Source organism: Diaphorobacter ruginosibacter, from assembly GCF_014395975.1.
GTDB lineage: Bacteria > Pseudomonadota > Gammaproteobacteria > Burkholderiales > Burkholderiaceae_C > Diaphorobacter_A > Diaphorobacter_A ruginosibacter.
In genome coordinates this window covers 4872799-4889834 of the sequence record NZ_CP060714.1, presented here as the reverse complement: position 1 = coordinate 4889834, position 17036 = coordinate 4872799, and the positions used below count along the sequence as shown (strand labels likewise).

At 65.3% G+C, this 17036-nt stretch carries 14 protein-coding genes; 5 read left to right on the top strand and 9 right to left on the bottom strand.

Going from position 1 to position 17036, the window contains the following annotated elements; genetic code table 11:
• Positions 1 to 84: 84 nt before the first annotated feature.
• From H9K76_RS22000 to fba, 3 genes are all read right to left on the bottom strand, one after another.
• Entirely contained in the window at positions 85 to 1764 is a 1680-nt protein-coding gene (locus H9K76_RS22000) for a long-chain-fatty-acid--CoA ligase (RefSeq protein ID WP_187597379.1), read from the bottom strand.
• Between the two features lie 218 nt (positions 1765 to 1982).
• Positions 1983 to 2711: a hypothetical protein gene (locus H9K76_RS21995; protein WP_187597378.1), complete on the bottom strand. Its 729-nt coding sequence runs from the start codon at positions 2709 to 2711 to the stop codon at positions 1983 to 1985.
• Between the two features lie 277 nt (positions 2712 to 2988).
• The gene (gene fba, locus H9K76_RS21990; protein WP_187597377.1) at positions 2989 to 4053 is read right to left on the bottom strand and encodes a class II fructose-bisphosphate aldolase; all 1065 of its coding nucleotides are present in this window, start codon (positions 4051 to 4053) and stop codon (positions 2989 to 2991) included.
• A gap of 291 nt (positions 4054 to 4344) precedes the next feature.
• Between fba and H9K76_RS21985 the strand changes: the two genes are divergently transcribed.
• On the top strand, positions 4345 to 4926 hold the full coding sequence (locus H9K76_RS21985; protein ID WP_187597376.1) for a phosphatase PAP2 family protein: 582 nt from the start codon (positions 4345 to 4347) through the stop codon (positions 4924 to 4926).
• On the opposite strand, the gene pyk is transcribed toward H9K76_RS21985, so the two are convergent.
• The 6 genes from pyk to H9K76_RS21955 all read right to left on the bottom strand — a co-directional run bounded on the left by pyk (position 4874) and on the right by H9K76_RS21955 (position 12085).
• On the bottom strand, positions 4874 to 6310 hold the full coding sequence (gene pyk / locus H9K76_RS21980) for a pyruvate kinase (protein ID WP_187597375.1): 1437 nt from the start codon (positions 6308 to 6310) through the stop codon (positions 4874 to 4876). The genes H9K76_RS21985 and pyk overlap by 53 nt on opposite strands.
• A gap of 116 nt (positions 6311 to 6426) precedes the next feature.
• Positions 6427 to 7032: a peptide chain release factor H gene (gene prfH / locus H9K76_RS21975; RefSeq protein WP_246475197.1), complete on the bottom strand. Its 606-nt coding sequence runs from the start codon at positions 7030 to 7032 to the stop codon at positions 6427 to 6429.
• Positions 7023 to 8195: an RNA ligase RtcB family protein gene (locus tag H9K76_RS21970; protein ID WP_187597374.1), complete on the bottom strand. Its 1173-nt coding sequence runs from the start codon at positions 8193 to 8195 to the stop codon at positions 7023 to 7025. The genes prfH and H9K76_RS21970 overlap by 10 nt, the downstream gene beginning before the upstream one ends.
• Positions 8196 to 8684: 489 nt before the next feature.
• On the bottom strand, positions 8685 to 10076 hold the full coding sequence (locus H9K76_RS21965; RefSeq protein ID WP_187597373.1) for an aminopeptidase P N-terminal domain-containing protein: 1392 nt from the start codon (positions 10074 to 10076) through the stop codon (positions 8685 to 8687).
• Between the two features lie 339 nt (positions 10077 to 10415).
• On the bottom strand, positions 10416 to 11144 hold the full coding sequence (locus tag H9K76_RS21960) for a TSUP family transporter (RefSeq protein ID WP_246475196.1): 729 nt from the start codon (positions 11142 to 11144) through the stop codon (positions 10416 to 10418).
• Between the two features lie 134 nt (positions 11145 to 11278).
• Entirely contained in the window at positions 11279 to 12085 is an 807-nt protein-coding gene (locus tag H9K76_RS21955; RefSeq protein WP_425489639.1) for a nucleotidyltransferase family protein, read from the bottom strand.
• Positions 12086 to 12266: 181 nt separating this feature from the next.
• On the opposite strand from H9K76_RS21955, the gene tkt reads away from it, so the two are divergent.
• The 4 genes from tkt to H9K76_RS21935 all read left to right on the top strand — a co-directional run bounded on the left by tkt (position 12267) and on the right by H9K76_RS21935 (position 17028).
• On the top strand, positions 12267 to 14324 hold the full coding sequence (gene tkt, locus H9K76_RS21950; RefSeq protein WP_187597371.1) for a transketolase: 2058 nt from the start codon (positions 12267 to 12269) through the stop codon (positions 14322 to 14324).
• 94 nt (positions 14325 to 14418) lie between these two features.
• A complete protein-coding gene (gene gap, locus H9K76_RS21945; RefSeq protein WP_187597370.1) occupies positions 14419 to 15420 on the top strand; it encodes a type I glyceraldehyde-3-phosphate dehydrogenase in 1002 nt (333 codons plus the stop codon).
• Between the two features lie 237 nt (positions 15421 to 15657).
• Positions 15658 to 16038 (top strand): DUF4398 domain-containing protein, encoded by a 381-nt coding sequence (locus tag H9K76_RS21940; RefSeq protein ID WP_187597369.1) that lies wholly within the window; start codon positions 15658 to 15660, stop codon positions 16036 to 16038.
• Between the two features lie 48 nt (positions 16039 to 16086).
• A complete protein-coding gene (locus tag H9K76_RS21935) occupies positions 16087 to 17028 on the top strand; it encodes an OmpA family protein (RefSeq protein ID WP_343066288.1) in 942 nt (313 codons plus the stop codon).
• Positions 17029 to 17036 lie beyond the last annotated feature (8 nt).

Genomic DNA, 17036 nt, shown 5'->3' with positions numbered 1-17036 from the left:
TTTCGATCGGCGCGTGCAGGGCCTCCCAAGAAAAACGCCGCACGAGGCGGCGTAGGTCGATGCGCTGTAAAGCAGGCTCGGTGGTCACTTCTTGTCGCGCAACTCGCGCCGCAGGATCTTGCCGACCGGCGTCTTCGGCAGCGAGTCGCGGAATTCGATCACGCGGGGACGCTTGTAGCCGGTGAGATTGGCGTTGCAGAACTCCTTGACCTGCGCCTCGGTCAGCGACGGGTCCTTCTTCACGATGACCAGTTTCACGGCCTCGCCGGTCTTTTCGTCGGGAACGCCGACCACGGCACATTCGAGCACGCCCGCCATGCCTGCCACCACATCCTCCACTTCGTTCGGGTAGACGTTGAAGCCGCTGACCAGCACCATGTCCTTCTTGCGATCGACGATCTTGAAGAACCCGTTGTCGTCGATGATGCCGATATCGCCGGTCTTGAAGTAGCCGTCCTCGGTCATGACCTTCGCGGTTTCGTCGGGGCGCTGCCAGTAGCCCGCCATGACCTGCGGCCCCTTGATGGCGATCTCGCCCGGATGCCCCTTGAGAAGCACCTCGCGGCCATCGTCATCGACCAGCTTCATGTAGGTGCTGGGAATCGGCACGCCGATCGTGCCGGTGAATTCCTTGGACGTCACCGGGTTGCAGCTCGCCGAGGGGCTGGTTTCCGACAGGCCATAGCCCTCGACGATCGGGCAGCCCGTCTTCTCGAGCCACAACTTGGCGACCGCGCCCTGCACGGCCATGCCGCCGCCCAACGAGCACTTGAGGTTCTTCCAGTTGACCGTATTGAAGTCAGGATGGTTGGCCAGGCCGTTGAACAGCGTGTTCACGGCCGGGAAGCTGTGGAAGGTCTGCTTCGAGAGCTCCTTGAGCACCGCAGGCAGGTCGCGCGGATTGGGGATCAGGATGGTCTTTCCGCCCGTGCGCATGGACAGCATCATGTTCACGGTGAACGCGAAGATGTGATAGAGCGGCAGCGCACAGACGGCCGTGGGCTGCTCGCCCTGCGGCACCTTGCTCATCACGGGGGCGTTCCATGCCTGGGATTGCAGCACGTTGGCGATGATGTTCCGGTGCAGCAGCACGGCCCCCTTGGAGACGCCCGTCGTGCCGCCCGTGTATTGCAGCAGCGCGATGTCGTCGGGCGTGATCACAGGCTTCTGGAATGGGGCACGCGCGCCGCGCGCGAGCGCATCGTTGTAGCGTACGGCACCGGGCAACGAGAACGTCGGCACCAGCTTCTTCACGTTGCGCACGACGTAGTTGATGATCATGCCCTTGAGGAAACCCATGCGGTCGCCCATGGTTGCGAGCACCACGTGCTGGACGGGCGTGCTCGCAATGCAGGCCTGCAATGTGGCCGCGAAGTTCTCGATGATGATGATCGCCTTGGCGCCCGAGTCCTTGAGCTGGTGCTCCAGCTCGCGCGGGGTATACAGCGGGTTGACGTTCACCACCACGAACCCGGCACGCAGGATGGCCGCGACCACCACGGGATACTGCGGCACGTTCGGCATCATGATTGCGACCCGATCCCCCTTGGCCAGCCCCAGCGATTGCAGGTAGGCCGCCATCTGGCGGCTTTCGGCATCCGTCTGCGCATAGCTGACCTCCTTGCCCATGAAGCTGTAGGCGGTGCGTGAAGCGTAGTCACGAAAGGCCTGCTCCATCAGTTCGACCAGCGAAGCATATTGCGACGGGTCGATATCGGCTGGAACGCCAGGCGGATAGGCGCTGAGCCAGGGGCGGTCTGTCATGCTGAGGTCTCCTGCGTGTCTCGTTGTTGAATGCAAAATCCGTAAATTCTGCGCATTGTCCGGTCCATCGTTCATTTCCAGAGTCTGGAATTACCCTAGAAAAACGAAATTTCTGCACGATCGTTCGTTTTTATCATGTTCCCTCCGCGAAGGGTTGAATTTCACTTGATCGGACCGGAAATTGATTCACGCGTGCGGCCTTCCTCCCAGCGGCCGGGTTACTCTGGCAGCGGTACGGGAAAGGGGGGTACGACGAAGCGGCCGTCCAGCATGGCCACGCTGTCCTTGGCGGCCTGCACGAAGTCGATCAGCCATTCCTGGGCGGGTCTGCCGGCCGCGAGGAACTGATCCGTGCCCACGGTTCTGGGCCGCATCAGGCGCTGGTCGACCAGTGCTTCCACCAGCAGGTAGCCCCCTTCCGCCGTCGCGTATCGGTACGACACGTGCGAGTAAGGCGCGAGCGGCAGCGCATTGTTTTGCTTGACCCACTCCTGCAGCACGGGGCGGTTCTTCTTGAGGAAGTCCTCGCTGTCCGCGCGGCGCTTGAAGCGCAGGCAGTCGATGCGGATGGGACTGCCCTTTGCGAAGTCATCGACCTGGACGCCCTGCTGTGCCGGGCAGGTATGGGTCCACAGCGTGGTGTCGCGAGGGTCGTTGGAGGCATTGGTCTGCACGACGATCACGGCCAGCATTTCCCCCTGGCGGCCGCGCAGGCCCACGGCCTGCGTGCGCATGGGCAGGTCGTGCGAGACGTCATCGGGCAGCACGTTGAAGAGATCGCTGTCGCCCTGCTCGAGCTTTTCCCAGTCGCCCGGCGGCAGCTGCAGCTCGGAGCGCCCCACCTTGACCAGGCCTTGCTGCATGGGCGCGCATGCGGTGAGCAACACCGTGGAAGCAACCGCAGCCACCGCCACCGCGCATCGAGCGCGCAGAGAAAACTTCAGCATGATGAAAACCAAATCCTTGCTATCCCGAGCGGGCGGGCAGGCTGCAGCCTGCCTTCCTTGTCGATGATGATGATGAGTTTGAGAAAGTCGGAATATTGTGAGCGTACAGCCTGCCTTGGCCGCCCGTGCCCCGCATTCTCCACCAGAGCAGAATTTACCGAATCTTGCAAACCGGCAAGGCATCCCATCCCGGCTGGCTTCACGCCCCCTGCAAAGCAAAACCCGGCGCCTTTTGCAAGACGCCGGGTTTCGGCACTTTTCACTGGAGGGCGAAAAATCAGTTCACAGTCTGCTTGAGCGAACCAGAAGCATATTTTGCCGCCATTTCGGAAAGCGAAACGCCCTGGATCTTCGAACCCTGGCCTTCACAGCCGAATTCCAGGTAGCGTTGCTTGCAGATCTGCTTGGCGGCCTCGCGCGCGGGCTTCATCCATTCGCGCATGTCGAACTTGTCCGGGTTCTCGGCCTGGAACTTGCGCACCGCGCCGGTCATGGCCAGGCGGATGTCGGTGTCGATGTTGATCTTGCGCACGCCGAACTTGATGGCTTCCTGGATTTCCTCGATCGGCACGCCGTAGGTTTCCTTCATCTTGCCGCCGAACTGGTTGATGATGGCCAGCAGGTCCTGCGGCACGGAGGAGGAGCCGTGCATCACCAGGTGGGTGTTGGGGATGCGGGCATGGATTTCCTTCACGCGGCTGATCGCCAGGATGTCGCCCGTGGGCTTGCGGGTGAACTTGTAGGCGCCGTGGCTGGTACCGATGGCGATCGCCAGCGCGTCCAGCTGCGTGGCCTTCACGAACTGTGCGGCCTCTTCCGGATCGGTCAGCAGGGCCGAGTGGTCCAGCACGCCTTCGGCGCCCACACCGTCTTCCTCGCCAGCCATGCCGGTTTCCAGGGAGCCCAGGCAGCCGAGCTCGCCCTCGACCGTCGCGCCGATCCTGTGGGCCATTTCGACCACCTTGCGGGTCACGTCGACGTTGTAGTCGAAGTCCGCCGGTGTCTTGCCGTCTTCACGCAGCGAGCCGTCCATCATCACCGAGCCGAAGCCCAGGTTCAGCGCACCCTGGCAGATCGCGGGAGAAGTGCCATGGTCCTGGTGCATGACCAGGGGAATGTGCGGGAAGGCTTCTGCCGCGGCCTGGATCAGGTGCTTGATGAAGGGTTCGCCAGCGTACTTGCGGGCGCCGGCGCTGGCCTGCAGGATCACGGGAGCGCCCACTTCGTCGGCAGCCGACATGACGGCCTGCACCTGCTCCAGGTTGTTCACGTTGAAGGCTGGAATGCCATAGCCGTTTTCGGCAGCATGGTCGAGCAATTCGCGCATCGAGACGAGAGGCATGGGAAAGGTCCGTAAGGTAAGTTGTTGAGCGACAGGCACCGGTCGACGCGGCCCGCGCGGGGTCGGGCGGGGTGCTGCCGCCTTGCGCGAGTTGGTAACCGGTTGGTAACTGCCGATTTTAGCGCCAAGCCCGAATGGCCGGAATTTCGGGCTCCTGCGGCCCTGCGCAGCCAGGTGGAACTGCGGGAGGCATCGCCCGGTCGATTTCATGCATCCGCGTTCAGATTGCTTTCACATTGGTGCCGTAGATTCGCCGCAACATCACTCGGGGCGCAACCACGCGCCACCCCCATGCTGCCTCTGGATCACGTCCTTTTCCTGCATATCAACGCCAGCGCCGCCACCCCGGCGGCAGTCGTCGGGGTGGCGACATGGCTATCGCAGAGCCTGCCGATGTCGATGGCAGGCGCCTTCATTCTTGCATTGCTGGGAGGGGGACGGCTGGTGCAGCGCGAACTGCTCGCGACGCTGGCCGGATTGCTACTGGCGGCGGCAGTCGCCTATCTGATCCGGCGCCATTGGCCGGAGCCGCGTCCGGCGCAGCTGGGGCTGGGAATCCAGTGGATCGCCCACGGCATGCGCTCGGGATTTCCAAGCATGCACGCCACGCTGGCATTTGCGCTGGCGCAGGGGCTGCTTACGGGGCAGGCGATCCGCGACTCGCGCCTGGGGCGCTGCGTGATCGCTGCGGCCTGGCTGGCCGCCATGGCCATCGGCTGGAGCCGGGTCTGCCTCGGTGTCCACCTGCCCGGCGACCTGCTGGGCGGCGCGATCGTGGGCATCGCCAGCGCGAGCGCCGTTGCGGCGCTCGCCGGCAGGGTCAGCGGGCGCGGCAGATCTTCATCATATTGGTCCCGCCCGGTGCGCCCATAGGCTCGCCGCAGGTGATCACGTAGAGGTCGCCCTGCTGGACGATGTTGCGCATCCTGAGATGACTCTCCGCCTGATCAAGGGCCGTGTCACGGTCCGCGCTGGTGTCCATGAGCAGGGGGCGCACGTTGCGGTACATCGCCATCTTGCGCTGGGTCGCCACCTTGGGCGTCAATGCATAGATGGGAATGTGGATGCGGTGGCGGCTCATCCACAGCGCCGTCGAGCCGCTGTCGGTCATCGCGACGATCGCCTTCGCGCCCAGGTGATGGGCCGTGAACAGCGCGCCCATGGCGATCGACTGGTCGATGCGGCCCAGCGTCTGGCCGTGGAAATCGTCATCGCGGTCCGGATCCTCCGCCGCTTCGGCAGCCGCGCAGATCGTCGCCATCTCGCGCACCGTCTCCAGCGGATAGCGGCCTGCGGCCGTTTCGGCGCTCAGCATCACGGCGTCCGTGCCGTCCAGCACGGCATTGGCCACGTCGCTCACCTCGGCGCGCGTGGGCACCGGGTTGGTGATCATCGACTCCATCATCTGCGTGGCCGTGATCACGAACTTGTCCATGTCGCGCGCCATCTTGATCATCTTCTTCTGCAGCGCAGGCACCGCGGCATTGCCCACCTCCACGGCCAGGTCGCCACGCGCCACCATGATGCCGTCGGAGGCGCGCAGGATTTCCTCGAGCAGAGGAACGGCCTCGGCGCGTTCGATCTTCGCCACCAGCCCGGGACGGTGGCCCGTGCCCGCTGCCGCCACGTAGCAAAGCTGGCGCGCCATCTCCATGTCGGTGGCATTCTTGGGAAAGCTCACGGCCACGTAGTCGGCCTGGAAGCTCATCGCGGTCTTGATGTCCTCCATGTCCTTGGCGGTCAGTGCCGGCGCCGTCAGACCGCCGCCCTGCTTGTTGATGCCCTTGTTGTTCGAGAGTTCGCCCCCGATCCTCACCGTGGTGTGCACCGCATCGCCGCGCACTGCCTCGACCACCAGCACGATCAGGCCGTCGTTGAGCAGCAGCACGTCGCCCGGGCGCACATCACGGGGCAGTTCCTTGTAGTCGAGGCCCACGCCGCCGAGATCGCCCGGCTCGGTGCGCGAAGCGTCCAGCACGAACGCGGCCCCCTCCTCCAGCATCACCTTGCCCTCGGCAAACTTGCCGACACGGATCTTCGGGCCCTGCAGGTCGGCCATGATCGCCACCTCGCGGCCCGCGCGCTGCGCCGCGGCACGCACCATGGCCGCGCGGTCGATGTGGTCCTGGGCCTTGCCGTGGCTGAAGTTCAGGCGCACCACGTTCAGTCCGGAGGCAATCATCTTCTCGAGCAGCTGCGGATCGCTCGAAGCGGGGCCCAACGTGGCAACAATCTTGGTAGCGCGGCGGATATGCATGACCATCAAAATCCCATGAGTACGTAATTGAGTTTCAATTTTTGCATAAATCGGGTTACATGAGGGCAACTTCCGGTGCTGCAGCGCACAAAACCGCGGCACCGCCGCCGGCCTCCTCACCCGTGCAGGACCCGTACCGGATTGCCGCGGTCCACATCCCGGTGCAACAGGCTGCGGCTCCTGCGCGCATGGCCCTCGTCCTGCTCCGCCCGCTCGGCCAGCTTCAACGCGATGAGCGTGCGCGCCAGCCGCCGGTTGGCGTGCTGGCTGCGTTCGCTCATCACCTTGACCGCGATGCCGCTCGGACGATGGAGCGCATGGACAGCCGAGTCGGTCGTGTTGACGTGCTGGCCGCCCTTGCCCGACGCGCGGCAGGCCTGGAAGACGATGTCGCCATCGTCCAGCGCCAGAGCCGCCGGCGACACTTCGCAGCGCTGCACCCCCACGAACCAGTTCCTGCGGCGATGCCCCGGGCGGAATGGACTCGTGAAAATGCACTGCACCGACCCGAGCCATGTGCGCAGCCATGCATCGGCCGCCTCGCCTCGCGCCTGCAGCAGCACGGACTTGAGCCCGGCGGGAGACGCCGCCTCCTCGACGACATCCACCTGCACGCGGTGCGCCTCGGCGTCGCGCAGCAGTGCCTGCAGCGTAACCAGCGTCGCGCGCTCGCACTCGAGCGGCCCCTGCGCCGCCGTGATCTGGAAGAACGTCAGCAGCATGCGGCCAGCCCTCCCTTCTTGTAGGTCAGGATGGGACGCAGGCGCGCAAGCAGCGTGACCAGGCCCGCATCGACCAGGGCGGCGACCACCGAGTCCACATCCTTGTAGGCCTGGGGGGCCTCCTCGTACAGCAGTTCCTTGTCGTTGCACACCACCGTGCTGCCAAAGCGCGTGCGGCGCAGCTCGTCCGAGCGGTACTTGTGCGCCAGGCGCCCCATGCAGTCGGAGCGCGACCACTTGCGGCCCGCGCCATGCGCCAGCGAGAACAGCGCCTCGTCGCGTCCGGCCACCGGCCTCACCAGGTAGCTGAAGTCGCCACGCGATCCGGGAATCATCACCACGCCCTGGTCGGAGGGAGTGGCTCCCTTGCGATGCAGGAAGCCGCACTCACCACCGAATTCGGCTTCCTGGACATGGTTGTGGCTCACATCGAGCAACAGGTCGGCCTCGGCACGGATCGCCTGCAGGATGCGGCGTGCGATCCAGATGCGGTTCAGGCATGCGAAGTCGAGCGCCGCGTCATGCTGCGCGAGATAGACCCGCGCATCGCCCGAGCCCGCCGTCAGCCCCGCATGGCCGAAGCGCTCCACATGCTCGCGCAGAATGGCGCCTCCGAGGCCGCGCGAACCACTGTGCACCAGCAGGTGCACGCGCTTGCGGTCGATGTCCGCATCGGCGTCGTAGACCTCGTCCACCACCTGCAGTTCGGCGAAGTGGTTGCCTCCGCCGATCGTGCCGATGCTGGCCGCCAGCATCTCGCGCGACGCGGGCAGCTGCGCGACCGCAATGCCATCGAGCTGGCGCTGCGCATCGGCCATCAAGGCGTCGGGAAGCGGCCCGTCGATGTTGCCGAGCTGCTTCTCGAGCTTGCTGGCCGAGGCCGCATGCGCGCGCAGATCGGTGCGCCACAGGCCCATGCCGCAGCCGATGTCGCCGCCGACCAGCGCGGGGTAGAAATGATTCACGGAAAAGAACGCAGCACCCACGGGGTAGCCACGACCCGGGTGCAGGTCGGGCAGGCCCACGGCTGCACGGATGTGCGGCAGGCGTGCGGTGATGCGAAGTTGTTCGAGCGCGGCATCCTCCAGCCATACGCGCTCGCCTGCCAGCACGCGCACCTGCGCGGCGTGTTGCAGTTCTTGAAATGGGGTAGTAGTGCCCATGCGATTGAATCCAAACAAACAAACGAATTCCTTCGCGCGGCGTGCCTTGCGACACGGCGCGAAACAATGCTTTGCCTGGCAAAAACGCATATGGCGGGCAGTCCTGGAAGGACTCCGTCCACCTGCATCCAGCAACTGGATGCTCACATCACGCGACCATCAGCGCGTGACACTTTCAAAAGAGAAAGAAGGAGTGAACGACGACGTTCAGGCCTGCGCGGCCACTTCGTTGATGCGGCAAGCGATACGGTCTTGTCGTTGCCATGCAGTCTTCTTCATGTTGCTGCTCCTTGGATGTCTGGAATGAAAGGGAAAGGGAGGTTGCCCACGGTGTCTCACGACACGGTCTCCACGGAGATCCCCGAGGATGGGGGCAAGAGGCACAGTCTATCGGCACCTCACGGCACTGGCAAGGCTTCACGCGCTTCTTCGCGCACCTCCTGCGAGCGGCGTTGCGCGAGCGCCGCACGTGCAGGAAGCGCGCCTGGCTCATGCCCTCATCAGCGCCTCGATGTCGTCGGCCTTCACAGGCACGCCGCGCGTCAGCAGTTCGCAACCGGTCTCGGTGACCACCGCATCGTCCTCGATGCGGATGCCGATGTGGTGGAACTGCTCTGGCACGCCGGGCGCGGGGCGCACATAGATACCGGGCTCGATCGTCGTGACCATGCCCGGGCGCAGGATGCGGCTCGGACGGTTCTTGATGAGCTCGCCCGACAGCGGATCCTTGCGTTCGCTGACCACACCGATCTCCGACGGTTCGACGTAGCTGCCGCAGTCGTGCACATCCATGCCGAGCCAGTGGCCCGTGCGATGCATGTAGAACTGGAAGTACGCGCGCGATTCGATCACGTCCTGCGCGGTGGCGTGCTTGTTGCGATCGATCAGGCCCAGATCGAGCATGCCCTGCGCCAACACCGCGACGGTGGCGTCATGCGGATCATTGAAGCGCTTGCCGGCCCGCGTGACGGCGATCGCCGCCTCCTGGCTGGCCAGCACCAGTTCATACAGCGCGCGCTGCGGACCGTTGAACCGACCATCGGCGGGAAAGGTGCGCGTGATGTCGCTGGCATAGCCGTCGAGTTCGCAGCCGGCATCGATCAACACCAGCTCGCCCTTGCGCACCGGCGCCTTGTCGGCGCGGTAGTGCAGCACACAGGCATTGGCACCCGCCGCGACGATGGAGTCATAGGCCACGTATTGCGCGCCGCTCTGGCGGAATTCATGCAGCAGCTCGGCATCGAGGTGGTACTCGCGCACATCCTCGCCGGCACGCAGCATGCGCGCGGAACGCTGCATGGTGCGCACATGCGCGCGCGCACTGATGATGCCCGCGCGCCGCATGATGTCGATCTCGTGCGCATCCTTCACGAGGCGCATTTCGTCGAGCAGCGCACACAGGTCGCGTTGCTCCGTCGGGCACATCGCGCCGAAGCGCACCCGCGCGCGCACCTTGTTCAGCCAGCCATCGACCTGCGCGGCCAGTCCTTCGTGCGTGGCAAACGGATACCACACGCATTCGGTGTTCTCGAGCAGCCGCGGAATACGTGCCGGCAGCTCGGCCACCGAGAACGCCGCATCCATGCCCAGCGTCGTCACCGCCGCTTCAGGGCCGAGGCGGTAGCCGTCCCAGATCTCGCGCTCCAGGTCCTTGGGCTGGCAGAACAGCGTGCTCGTGCCATCGGCCGCCAGCACCAGGCAGGCATGGGGCTCGGTGAATCCCGTCAGGTAGTAGAAATAGCTGTCGTGACGATAGAGAAAGCTGTTGTCGCGATTGCGCTGGCGCTCGGGCGCCGTGGGAATGACGGCGATGCCGCCCTTGCCAAGCTGCGAGGCCAGGCGGGCACGTCGTTGGGCGTATACGGTTGCGGACTGAGTCATAGGCACATTGTGTACCTTCCGCCGCCGGGCGAAAAAGAAATTCTTCGCGGAATACCGTGTCGAATGGGGTCGCGTGACGAATGGGCGTGCTGCGCTTTTGGTGAGAGTCTTCGTTTTGGGGTGCTGAGATGGCCCCTCATACTTTGTTCCAAAGGCTTGCCGTACGCTTGTACTGTCCGCGCCTTTGCGTCGCGTCTGAGGGGCCATCTCAGCATTGGAGTGAACAGTTCATGCGTGACACGCGCTGCTCAGGCAGTTGTTTGGAGAGCCTTGTGCTCACACCGTCCATGCGTGATGGCACCACGCTTGCCCGCTGCGTGTGGCCGAGAGCAACCCGTCTCAGCGCAGCGCGGAAAGCAGCATGCTCACGCCGGCCAGCAACAGCAGCGAGCAGACCAACCACTGCAGCACGCGTACGGGCAGCCTCGGCGGATGCTTGGCCAGCACCCAGGTCACGCCCGCCACGACCGGCATGGCGAAGGCGGCGACGATCACGGATGACCGGTTCAGCTCACCGGTCGAGATCACGATGCCCAGGCGCAGCACGGTGTTCGCCAGAAACAGCACCAGCAGGCATTGGCGGATCAGCTCGGCTGGCAGTGGCTCGCGATAGAGGTGGTAGACGATGGGCGGGCCGGAGGTGGAAAACAGGCCGCCCAGCAGCCCCGACAGCCCGCCCGCCACATACATGGCACGCGTGCCGGATGGCTGCTCGCGCCGGCCCTTCTGCGAGAGCAGCAGGACCGCGCAGGCGATGATGGTCACGCCCAGCAGCATGCGCAGGATGTTGACCAGGCTGCCGCTGAGCAGGTGCAGCAGCCCCAGCCCCAGGAGCACGCCGATCTGGCTGCTGATCAGCATCGGCTTGAGCAGGTCCCAGCGCGGCTTGAACGGATGGCTGCGCAGGTAGACGACGCCGTTGACCAGCGAAAGCAACCCTGCCACGTTGGCCGCATCGGCGATCGGCAGCAGATGCAGCGCGCCCGCCAGCCCCACGAAGATGAGCGCGAACGCAAACCCCGTCAGGTTCTGGCAGGCCGACGCCAGCGCAACAACGATCAGCAGCATGAAAAAGCTGCTCCACTCCATACCCATCTTCCGCCCCATCCCCGCGAGGATCTCAATCAGGGGGTGGATTCTGACGGATGTGGCCCGGACAGTGGCGGGCTCGGCTATTCGGCCCTGCCCTGCGAGCCGGAGGATCAGGCGGCGTTGAGCTGTGCGAGCCGCTCGGGCGTTCCCACGTCGGTCCAGCGGCCTGTGTAGAGCGTGGCCCCCACGCGGCCGGCATCCATCGCGCGGCGCAGCAACGCAGCCAGGGGCGCGGCCACGCCGTCGGGATTGCCCGGCGCGATATCGCACCAGGGCGCGCGGAACAGCTCGGCCTTGAGCAGCGCGATCGTGCTGTAGGTGAATCGCGGGAATGCGCTCGGCGCCTCCCTGGGCTGGTTGAGCGCGCGGCCCGTGCCGCTGCCGGGCGCTGTCTCCTGCAGCGCAAAGTCGCCCAACGGGTTGTGCCCGGGGTTCGGCACCAGCCACACATGGGCCAGGTCGCTGCCAGCGGAAAACGCGCGCGCGCATCCGGCGTCGAACACGAAATCGGGCGCAAACACGTCCCCCGCCGCAAGCCAGAAGGCCTCGCCCAGCAGCGGCAGCGCCCGGGCGATGCCGCCAGCCGTCTCCAGTGCCCTGCCGAAATCACGGCCCTCGTGCGAAAAACGCAGCCGCCCTTCCTTGTCGAGACCTGGAAAGGCGGCCCGCAGATGCTCGGGAATCTGTTCGCCCAGCCATGCGGTGTTCACGGCAAGGCGGTTCACGCCATCGCGCGTCAGCGCCCGCACATGCCAGTCGAGCAGGGCCTGCCCCTGCACGGCCAGCAGCGGCTTGGGCGTTCGATCGGTCAGCGGACGCATGCGCTCGCCGCGTCCGGCCGCCAGCAGCATGGCGTCCAGGTGCGTGCCCGGTGCGGTGGGCAGGGCGATTTCCGGTGAAAGGGAAGCGGTTTGCATGGGCGCACACTGTAGAGCATTCACGCCACCACACGGGCTCTGCGGGGCAGATCATGAGGCGATCACAGGGTGACGCCAGGGCGTTCACTGGGTCGGAGGAAGCCCCCTTGCACGCCTGCGCCTCGGGCAATTAGTAAAATAGGGGGTTTTCTCTACCAGTCCCTCCCGGAGCACGCCTCTCATGGCCAATTCACAACAAATGGCGAATGCGATCCGCGCACTCGCAATGGATGCCGTTCAACAAGCCAATTCCGGTCACCCCGGTGCCCCGATGGGCATGGCAGACATGGCCGTGGCCGTGTGGGGACGTCATCTGCGTCACAACCCCACCAATCCGAACTGGGCGGACCGCGACCGCTTCGTGCTCTCCAACGGCCACGCATCGATGCTGCTGTACTCGGTGCTGCACCTGACCGGCTACGACCTGCCGATCGAAGAGCTCAAGAATTTCCGCCAGTTGCACAGCAAGACCGCCGGCCATCCGGAGCACGGCATCACCCCTGGCGTCGAAACCACCACCGGCCCGCTGGGCCAGGGCATCACCAATGCCGTGGGCTTCGCACTGGCCGAGAAGCTGCTGGCCAAGGAATTCAACCGCGAAGGCCACGCCATCGTCGACCACCACACCTACGTGTTCCTCGGCGACGGTTGCCTGATGGAAGGCATCAGCCAGGAAGCGATTTCGCTGGCTGGCGCCTGGAAGCTGAACAAGCTGATCGCGCTGTACGATGACAACGGCATCAGCATCGACGGCCAGGTCGCGCCCTGGTTCATCGACAACACGCCCGAGCGCATGCGCGCCTGCGGCTGGAACGTGATCGGCCCGGTGGACGGCCATGACGCCGACGCCATCGACGCCGCCGTCGCCAGCGCCAAGACCAGCACCGACAAGCCGACGATGATCGTCTGCAAGACCCACATCGGCAAGGGCTCGCCCAACCGCGCGAACACCTCCAAGGCCCACGGCGAGCCGCTCGGCGCCGACGAAATCACGCTCACGCGCAACGCGATCGGCTGGAGCAGCGCTCCATTCGAAATCCCCGCCGACGTCTACGGCGACTGGGATGCCAAGGAAGCCGGCAAGGCCGCCGAAGGCGAGTGGCAGCAGCGCTTCGACGCCTACGCCGCCGCATTCCCCGTGCTCGCATCCGAATTCGCGCGCCGCATGGCCGGTGACCTGCCGCGCCACTTCGCACAGACCGCCGTGGACGCCGTGATCGCTGCGCACACCAAGGCCGAGACCGTCGCCAGCCGTAAGGCCAGCCAGATCGCGCTGGAAACCTTCACCGCCAAGCTGCCCGAGCTGCTGGGCGGCAGCGCCGATCTGACCGGCTCCAACCTCACCAACACCAAGAGCACGCCTGCCCTGCGCTTCGCCGAGAACGGCGACGTGGTGCAGGTCGAAGTGCAGCTCGGGGACGAGACCGTCAAGGTCGGCGGCCGCCACATCAACTACGGCGTGCGCGAATTCGGCATGGCCGCGGTGATGAACGGCATCGCGCTGCATGGCGGCTTCATCCCCTACGGCGGCACCTTCCTCACGTTCAGCGACTACAGCCGCAATGCGATCCGCATGGCGTCCCTGATGAAGCAGCGCGTGATCCACGTGTTCACGCACGACTCCATCGGCCTCGGTGAAGACGGCCCGACTCACCAGTCGATCGAGCACGCCGCGAGCCTGCGCCTGATTCCCGGCCTCGACGTGTGGCGTCCTGCCGATACCGCGGAAACCGCCGTCGCCTGGAGCGTGGCGCTGTCCAACCGCAACAAGCCGACTGCCATGCTGCTGTCGCGCCAGAACCTGCCCTACCTTGCCAAGAAGGACCTGGGCGACATCTCGCGCGGCGCCTATGTGCTGTCCGAGCCCGCCGACGTGGGCCTGGCCAGGAAAGCCAAGGCCGTGATCATCGCGACCGGCTCCGAAGTGCAGCTCGCCGTGGCCGCGCAAAAGCTCCTTGCCGAGAAGAAGATCCCTGTGCGCGTGGTTTCCATGCCCAGCACGACCACCTTCGACCGCGAAGAGGCCAAGTACAAGAAGCTCGTGCTGCCCGAGGGCCTGCCGCGCGTCGCCGTGGAGATGGGCGTGACCGACTTCTGGTGGAAGTACGGCTGCGCCGCCGTGGTCGGCATCGACACCTTCGGCGAATCCGCTCCCGCTGGCGTGCTGTTCAAGCACTTCGGCTTCACAGCGGAAAACGTTGCGCAGACCGTCGAGGCGGCACTGCAGCGCGCCCGCTGAGCGCCGGCAGGCATGGGTTCATCCATCGGCAGCGCAGGCGACTGCGCTGCAGGATTTCAGGTTTTGTAATCGACTTAACTTTTGAGGCACAACTATGACGATCAAGATTGGTATCAACGGCTTCGGCCGCATCGGCCGCAACGTGCTGCGCTCCGCAGTGCAGAACTTCTCCGACATCGAAGTCGTGGCGATCAACGACCTGCTCGAGCCTGACTACCTCGCCTACATGCTGCAGTACGACTCGGTGCACGGCCGCTTCAAGGGCGACGTGAAGGTCGAAGGCAACACGCTGATCGTGAACGGCAAGAAGATCCGCCTCACGCAGGAACGCGACCCTGCGAACCTGAAGTGGAACGATGTCGGCGCCGACATCGTGATCGAGTCCACCGGCCTGTTCCTGGACAAGGCCACCGCCGAGAAGCACATCGCTGCAGGCGCCAAGAAGGTGCTGCTGTCGGCGCCCTCGAAGGACGACACCCCGATGTTCGTCTATGGCGTGAACCACAAGACCTATGCCGGCCAGGCCATCATCTCCAACGCCTCGTGCACCACGAACTGCCTGGCTCCCGTGGCCAAGGTGCTGCATGACAAGTGGGGCATCAAGCGCGGCCTGATGACCACGGTGCACGCTGCCACCGCCACGCAGAAGACCGTGGACGGCCCGTCCAACAAGGACTGGCGCGGCGGCCGCGGCATCCTGGAAAACATCATTCCGTCGAGCACGGGCGCAGCCAAGGCCGTGGGCGTGGTGATTCCCGAGCTGAACAAGAAGCTGACCGGCATGTCCTTCCGCGTGCCCACATCCGACGTGTCCGTGGTCGACCTGACCGTGGAGCTCGACAAGGCAGCCACCTATGAGGAAATCAAGGCCGAGATGAAGGCCCAGTCCGAAGGCGCGCTCAAGGGCGTGCTGGGCTATACCGAAGACAAGGTGGTGGCCACCGACTTCCGTGGCGACACCCGCACGTCGATCTTCGACGCCGACGCCGGCATCGCCCTGGACGGTACCTTCGTGAAGGTCGTTTCCTGGTACGACAACGAATGGGGCTACTCCAACAAGTGCCTCGAGATGGTTCGCGTGATGGCCGGCAAGTAAGCCCTCGTCACCGTCCCTGTACAAGGAAAAGCGCCTCCGGGCGCTTTTTTCATGTCTGCTCCATAGCTTCTGGTAATTAACAATTCACGTAGGACTAGCTCCACCCTATCGATCTCCCGACTCCGACAGGGATGGCCAGAAAGGGCCTACCCGGATACGTTGCCGCTCCACGAAAAAATGGAAGGCACAGCGAGATCCGCTGTTTCTCGCCACAACATCACACGAGGAGAGCCTTCCATGCACAACAACACCACCTTCCTGCTTCGCGGAGCGGCCGCTGCCCTCATGCTGGGCGCCCTGTCCGCCTGCTCCTCGGTCCCGGCACCCACGGGCGAGATGGCCGTCGCACAAAGCGCCATCGCGCGTGTCTCCGCCGCGCCGCAAGTGACCGCCCATGCCCCGCTGGAGCTGCAGCGCGCACGCGACCTGTGGGCGAAGGCCCAGAGCGCCATGGACAAGAAGGACTACACCGAGGCCCGTCGCTATGCCGAGTCTGCGGAGGCCGAGGCCCGCCTGGCCGAGTCCAAGGCACAGGCCGCCGAGAACCGCTCGCGCCTGCAGGAAGTGGAGCGCGGCTACCAGGCCCTGCCCAAGCCCGGCTCCGGCGCCGTGCGCTGATCCTGGCCGATCCGCCCATCGCACAGCCCCATGGAACAAGGAACACACATGCAGCAGCCCATCACTCATCAACTCCTCTCTCTGAAGCACCGCAGCCCCCGCACCATGCGCGGCATCGGCATGGTGGCCGCCGGCGTGGCCAGCCTCTCCCTGCTGACCGCCTGCGCGACGCGCAATGCGCCGCTCGAGCCCCTGCAGAAGGCTCGCGCCGCCGTGAGCACGGCCATGAACGACCCCAAGGTCGTGCAGTTGGCACCGCTCGAACTCAAGAACGCGACCGACACCCTGTCCAAGGCCGACAACGCATGGACCCGCGACGCCGATGCAGCCGAGGCCACCCATCTCTCCGAACTCGCACTGCAACGTGCGCAGATCGCGCAGAACGTGGCGCAGACCCGCCAGCTCGACGCCGACATCAAGCAGGCCGGCGTGAATGCCGAGCGCCAGCGCCTCGAGGGCACTGCGGCACGCGCGCAGATGCAGGCAGAACAGGCCCGCGCGGCCGCCGCCGCCAATGCCACCGCTGCAGAGCAGGCACGCCAGCAGGCGCAGGCCGCACAGGCACAGGTGAAGGACCTGCAAGGCCAGCTCAACGACCTGCAGGCCAAGCAGACCGAGCGCGGCCTGCTGGTGACACTCGGCGACGTGCTGTTCGAGTTCGGAAAGGCCGACCTCACCTCGCAGGCGGCACCGCGCCTGGACAAGCTGGCCCAGTTCCTGGCCGAGTTTCCGAGCCGCAAGCTGCTGATCGAGGGCTACACCGACAGCGTGGGAACCGACGCCATCAACCAGAAGCTCTCCGAGCGCCGTGCGGCGGCCGTGCAGAGTGCGCTGGTCACCCGTGGTGTCGCGCCCGACCGCATCACGGTGCGGGGCTACGGCAAGGAGTTCCCGGTGGCGGACAACGCATCGCCCGAGGGCCGGGCAATGAACCGCCGCGTGGAGATCGTGATCGCAGACGAGAACGGCAACCTGCGCTCACGCCGTTGACCTGGGGG

What these genes read in the sequence shown, in the direction of transcription:
- H9K76_RS21955 (WP_425489639.1), bottom strand. Translation starts at nt 12,085, where the DNA reads ATGCAAACCGCTTCCCTTTCACCGGAAATCGCCCTGCCCACCGCACCG.
- H9K76_RS21985 (WP_187597376.1), top strand. Translation starts at nt 4,345, where the DNA reads ATGCTGCCTCTGGATCACGTCCTTTTCCTGCATATCAACGCCAGCGCC.
- H9K76_RS21935 (WP_343066288.1), top strand. Translation starts at nt 16,087, where the DNA reads ATGCAGCAGCCCATCACTCATCAACTCCTCTCTCTGAAGCACCGCAGC.
- H9K76_RS22000 (WP_187597379.1), bottom strand. Translation starts at nt 1,764, where the DNA reads ATGACAGACCGCCCCTGGCTCAGCGCCTATCCGCCTGGCGTTCCAGCC.
- H9K76_RS21965 (WP_187597373.1), bottom strand. Translation starts at nt 10,076, where the DNA reads ATGACTCAGTCCGCAACCGTATACGCCCAACGACGTGCCCGCCTGGCC.
- pyk (WP_187597375.1), bottom strand. Translation starts at nt 6,310, where the DNA reads ATGCATATCCGCCGCGCTACCAAGATTGTTGCCACGTTGGGCCCCGCT.
- H9K76_RS21940 (WP_187597369.1), top strand. Translation starts at nt 15,658, where the DNA reads ATGCACAACAACACCACCTTCCTGCTTCGCGGAGCGGCCGCTGCCCTC.
- H9K76_RS21960 (WP_246475196.1), bottom strand. Translation starts at nt 11,144, where the DNA reads ATGCTGCTGATCGTTGTTGCGCTGGCGTCGGCCTGCCAGAACCTGACG.
- H9K76_RS21970 (WP_187597374.1), bottom strand. Translation starts at nt 8,195, where the DNA reads ATGGGCACTACTACCCCATTTCAAGAACTGCAACACGCCGCGCAGGTG.
- prfH (WP_246475197.1), bottom strand. Translation starts at nt 7,032, where the DNA reads ATGCTGCTGACGTTCTTCCAGATCACGGCGGCGCAGGGGCCGCTCGAG.
- gap (WP_187597370.1), top strand. Translation starts at nt 14,419, where the DNA reads ATGACGATCAAGATTGGTATCAACGGCTTCGGCCGCATCGGCCGCAAC.
- fba (WP_187597377.1), bottom strand. Translation starts at nt 4,053, where the DNA reads ATGCCTCTCGTCTCGATGCGCGAATTGCTCGACCATGCTGCCGAAAAC.
- tkt (WP_187597371.1), top strand. Translation starts at nt 12,267, where the DNA reads ATGGCCAATTCACAACAAATGGCGAATGCGATCCGCGCACTCGCAATG.
- H9K76_RS21995 (WP_187597378.1), bottom strand. Translation starts at nt 2,711, where the DNA reads ATGCTGAAGTTTTCTCTGCGCGCTCGATGCGCGGTGGCGGTGGCTGCG.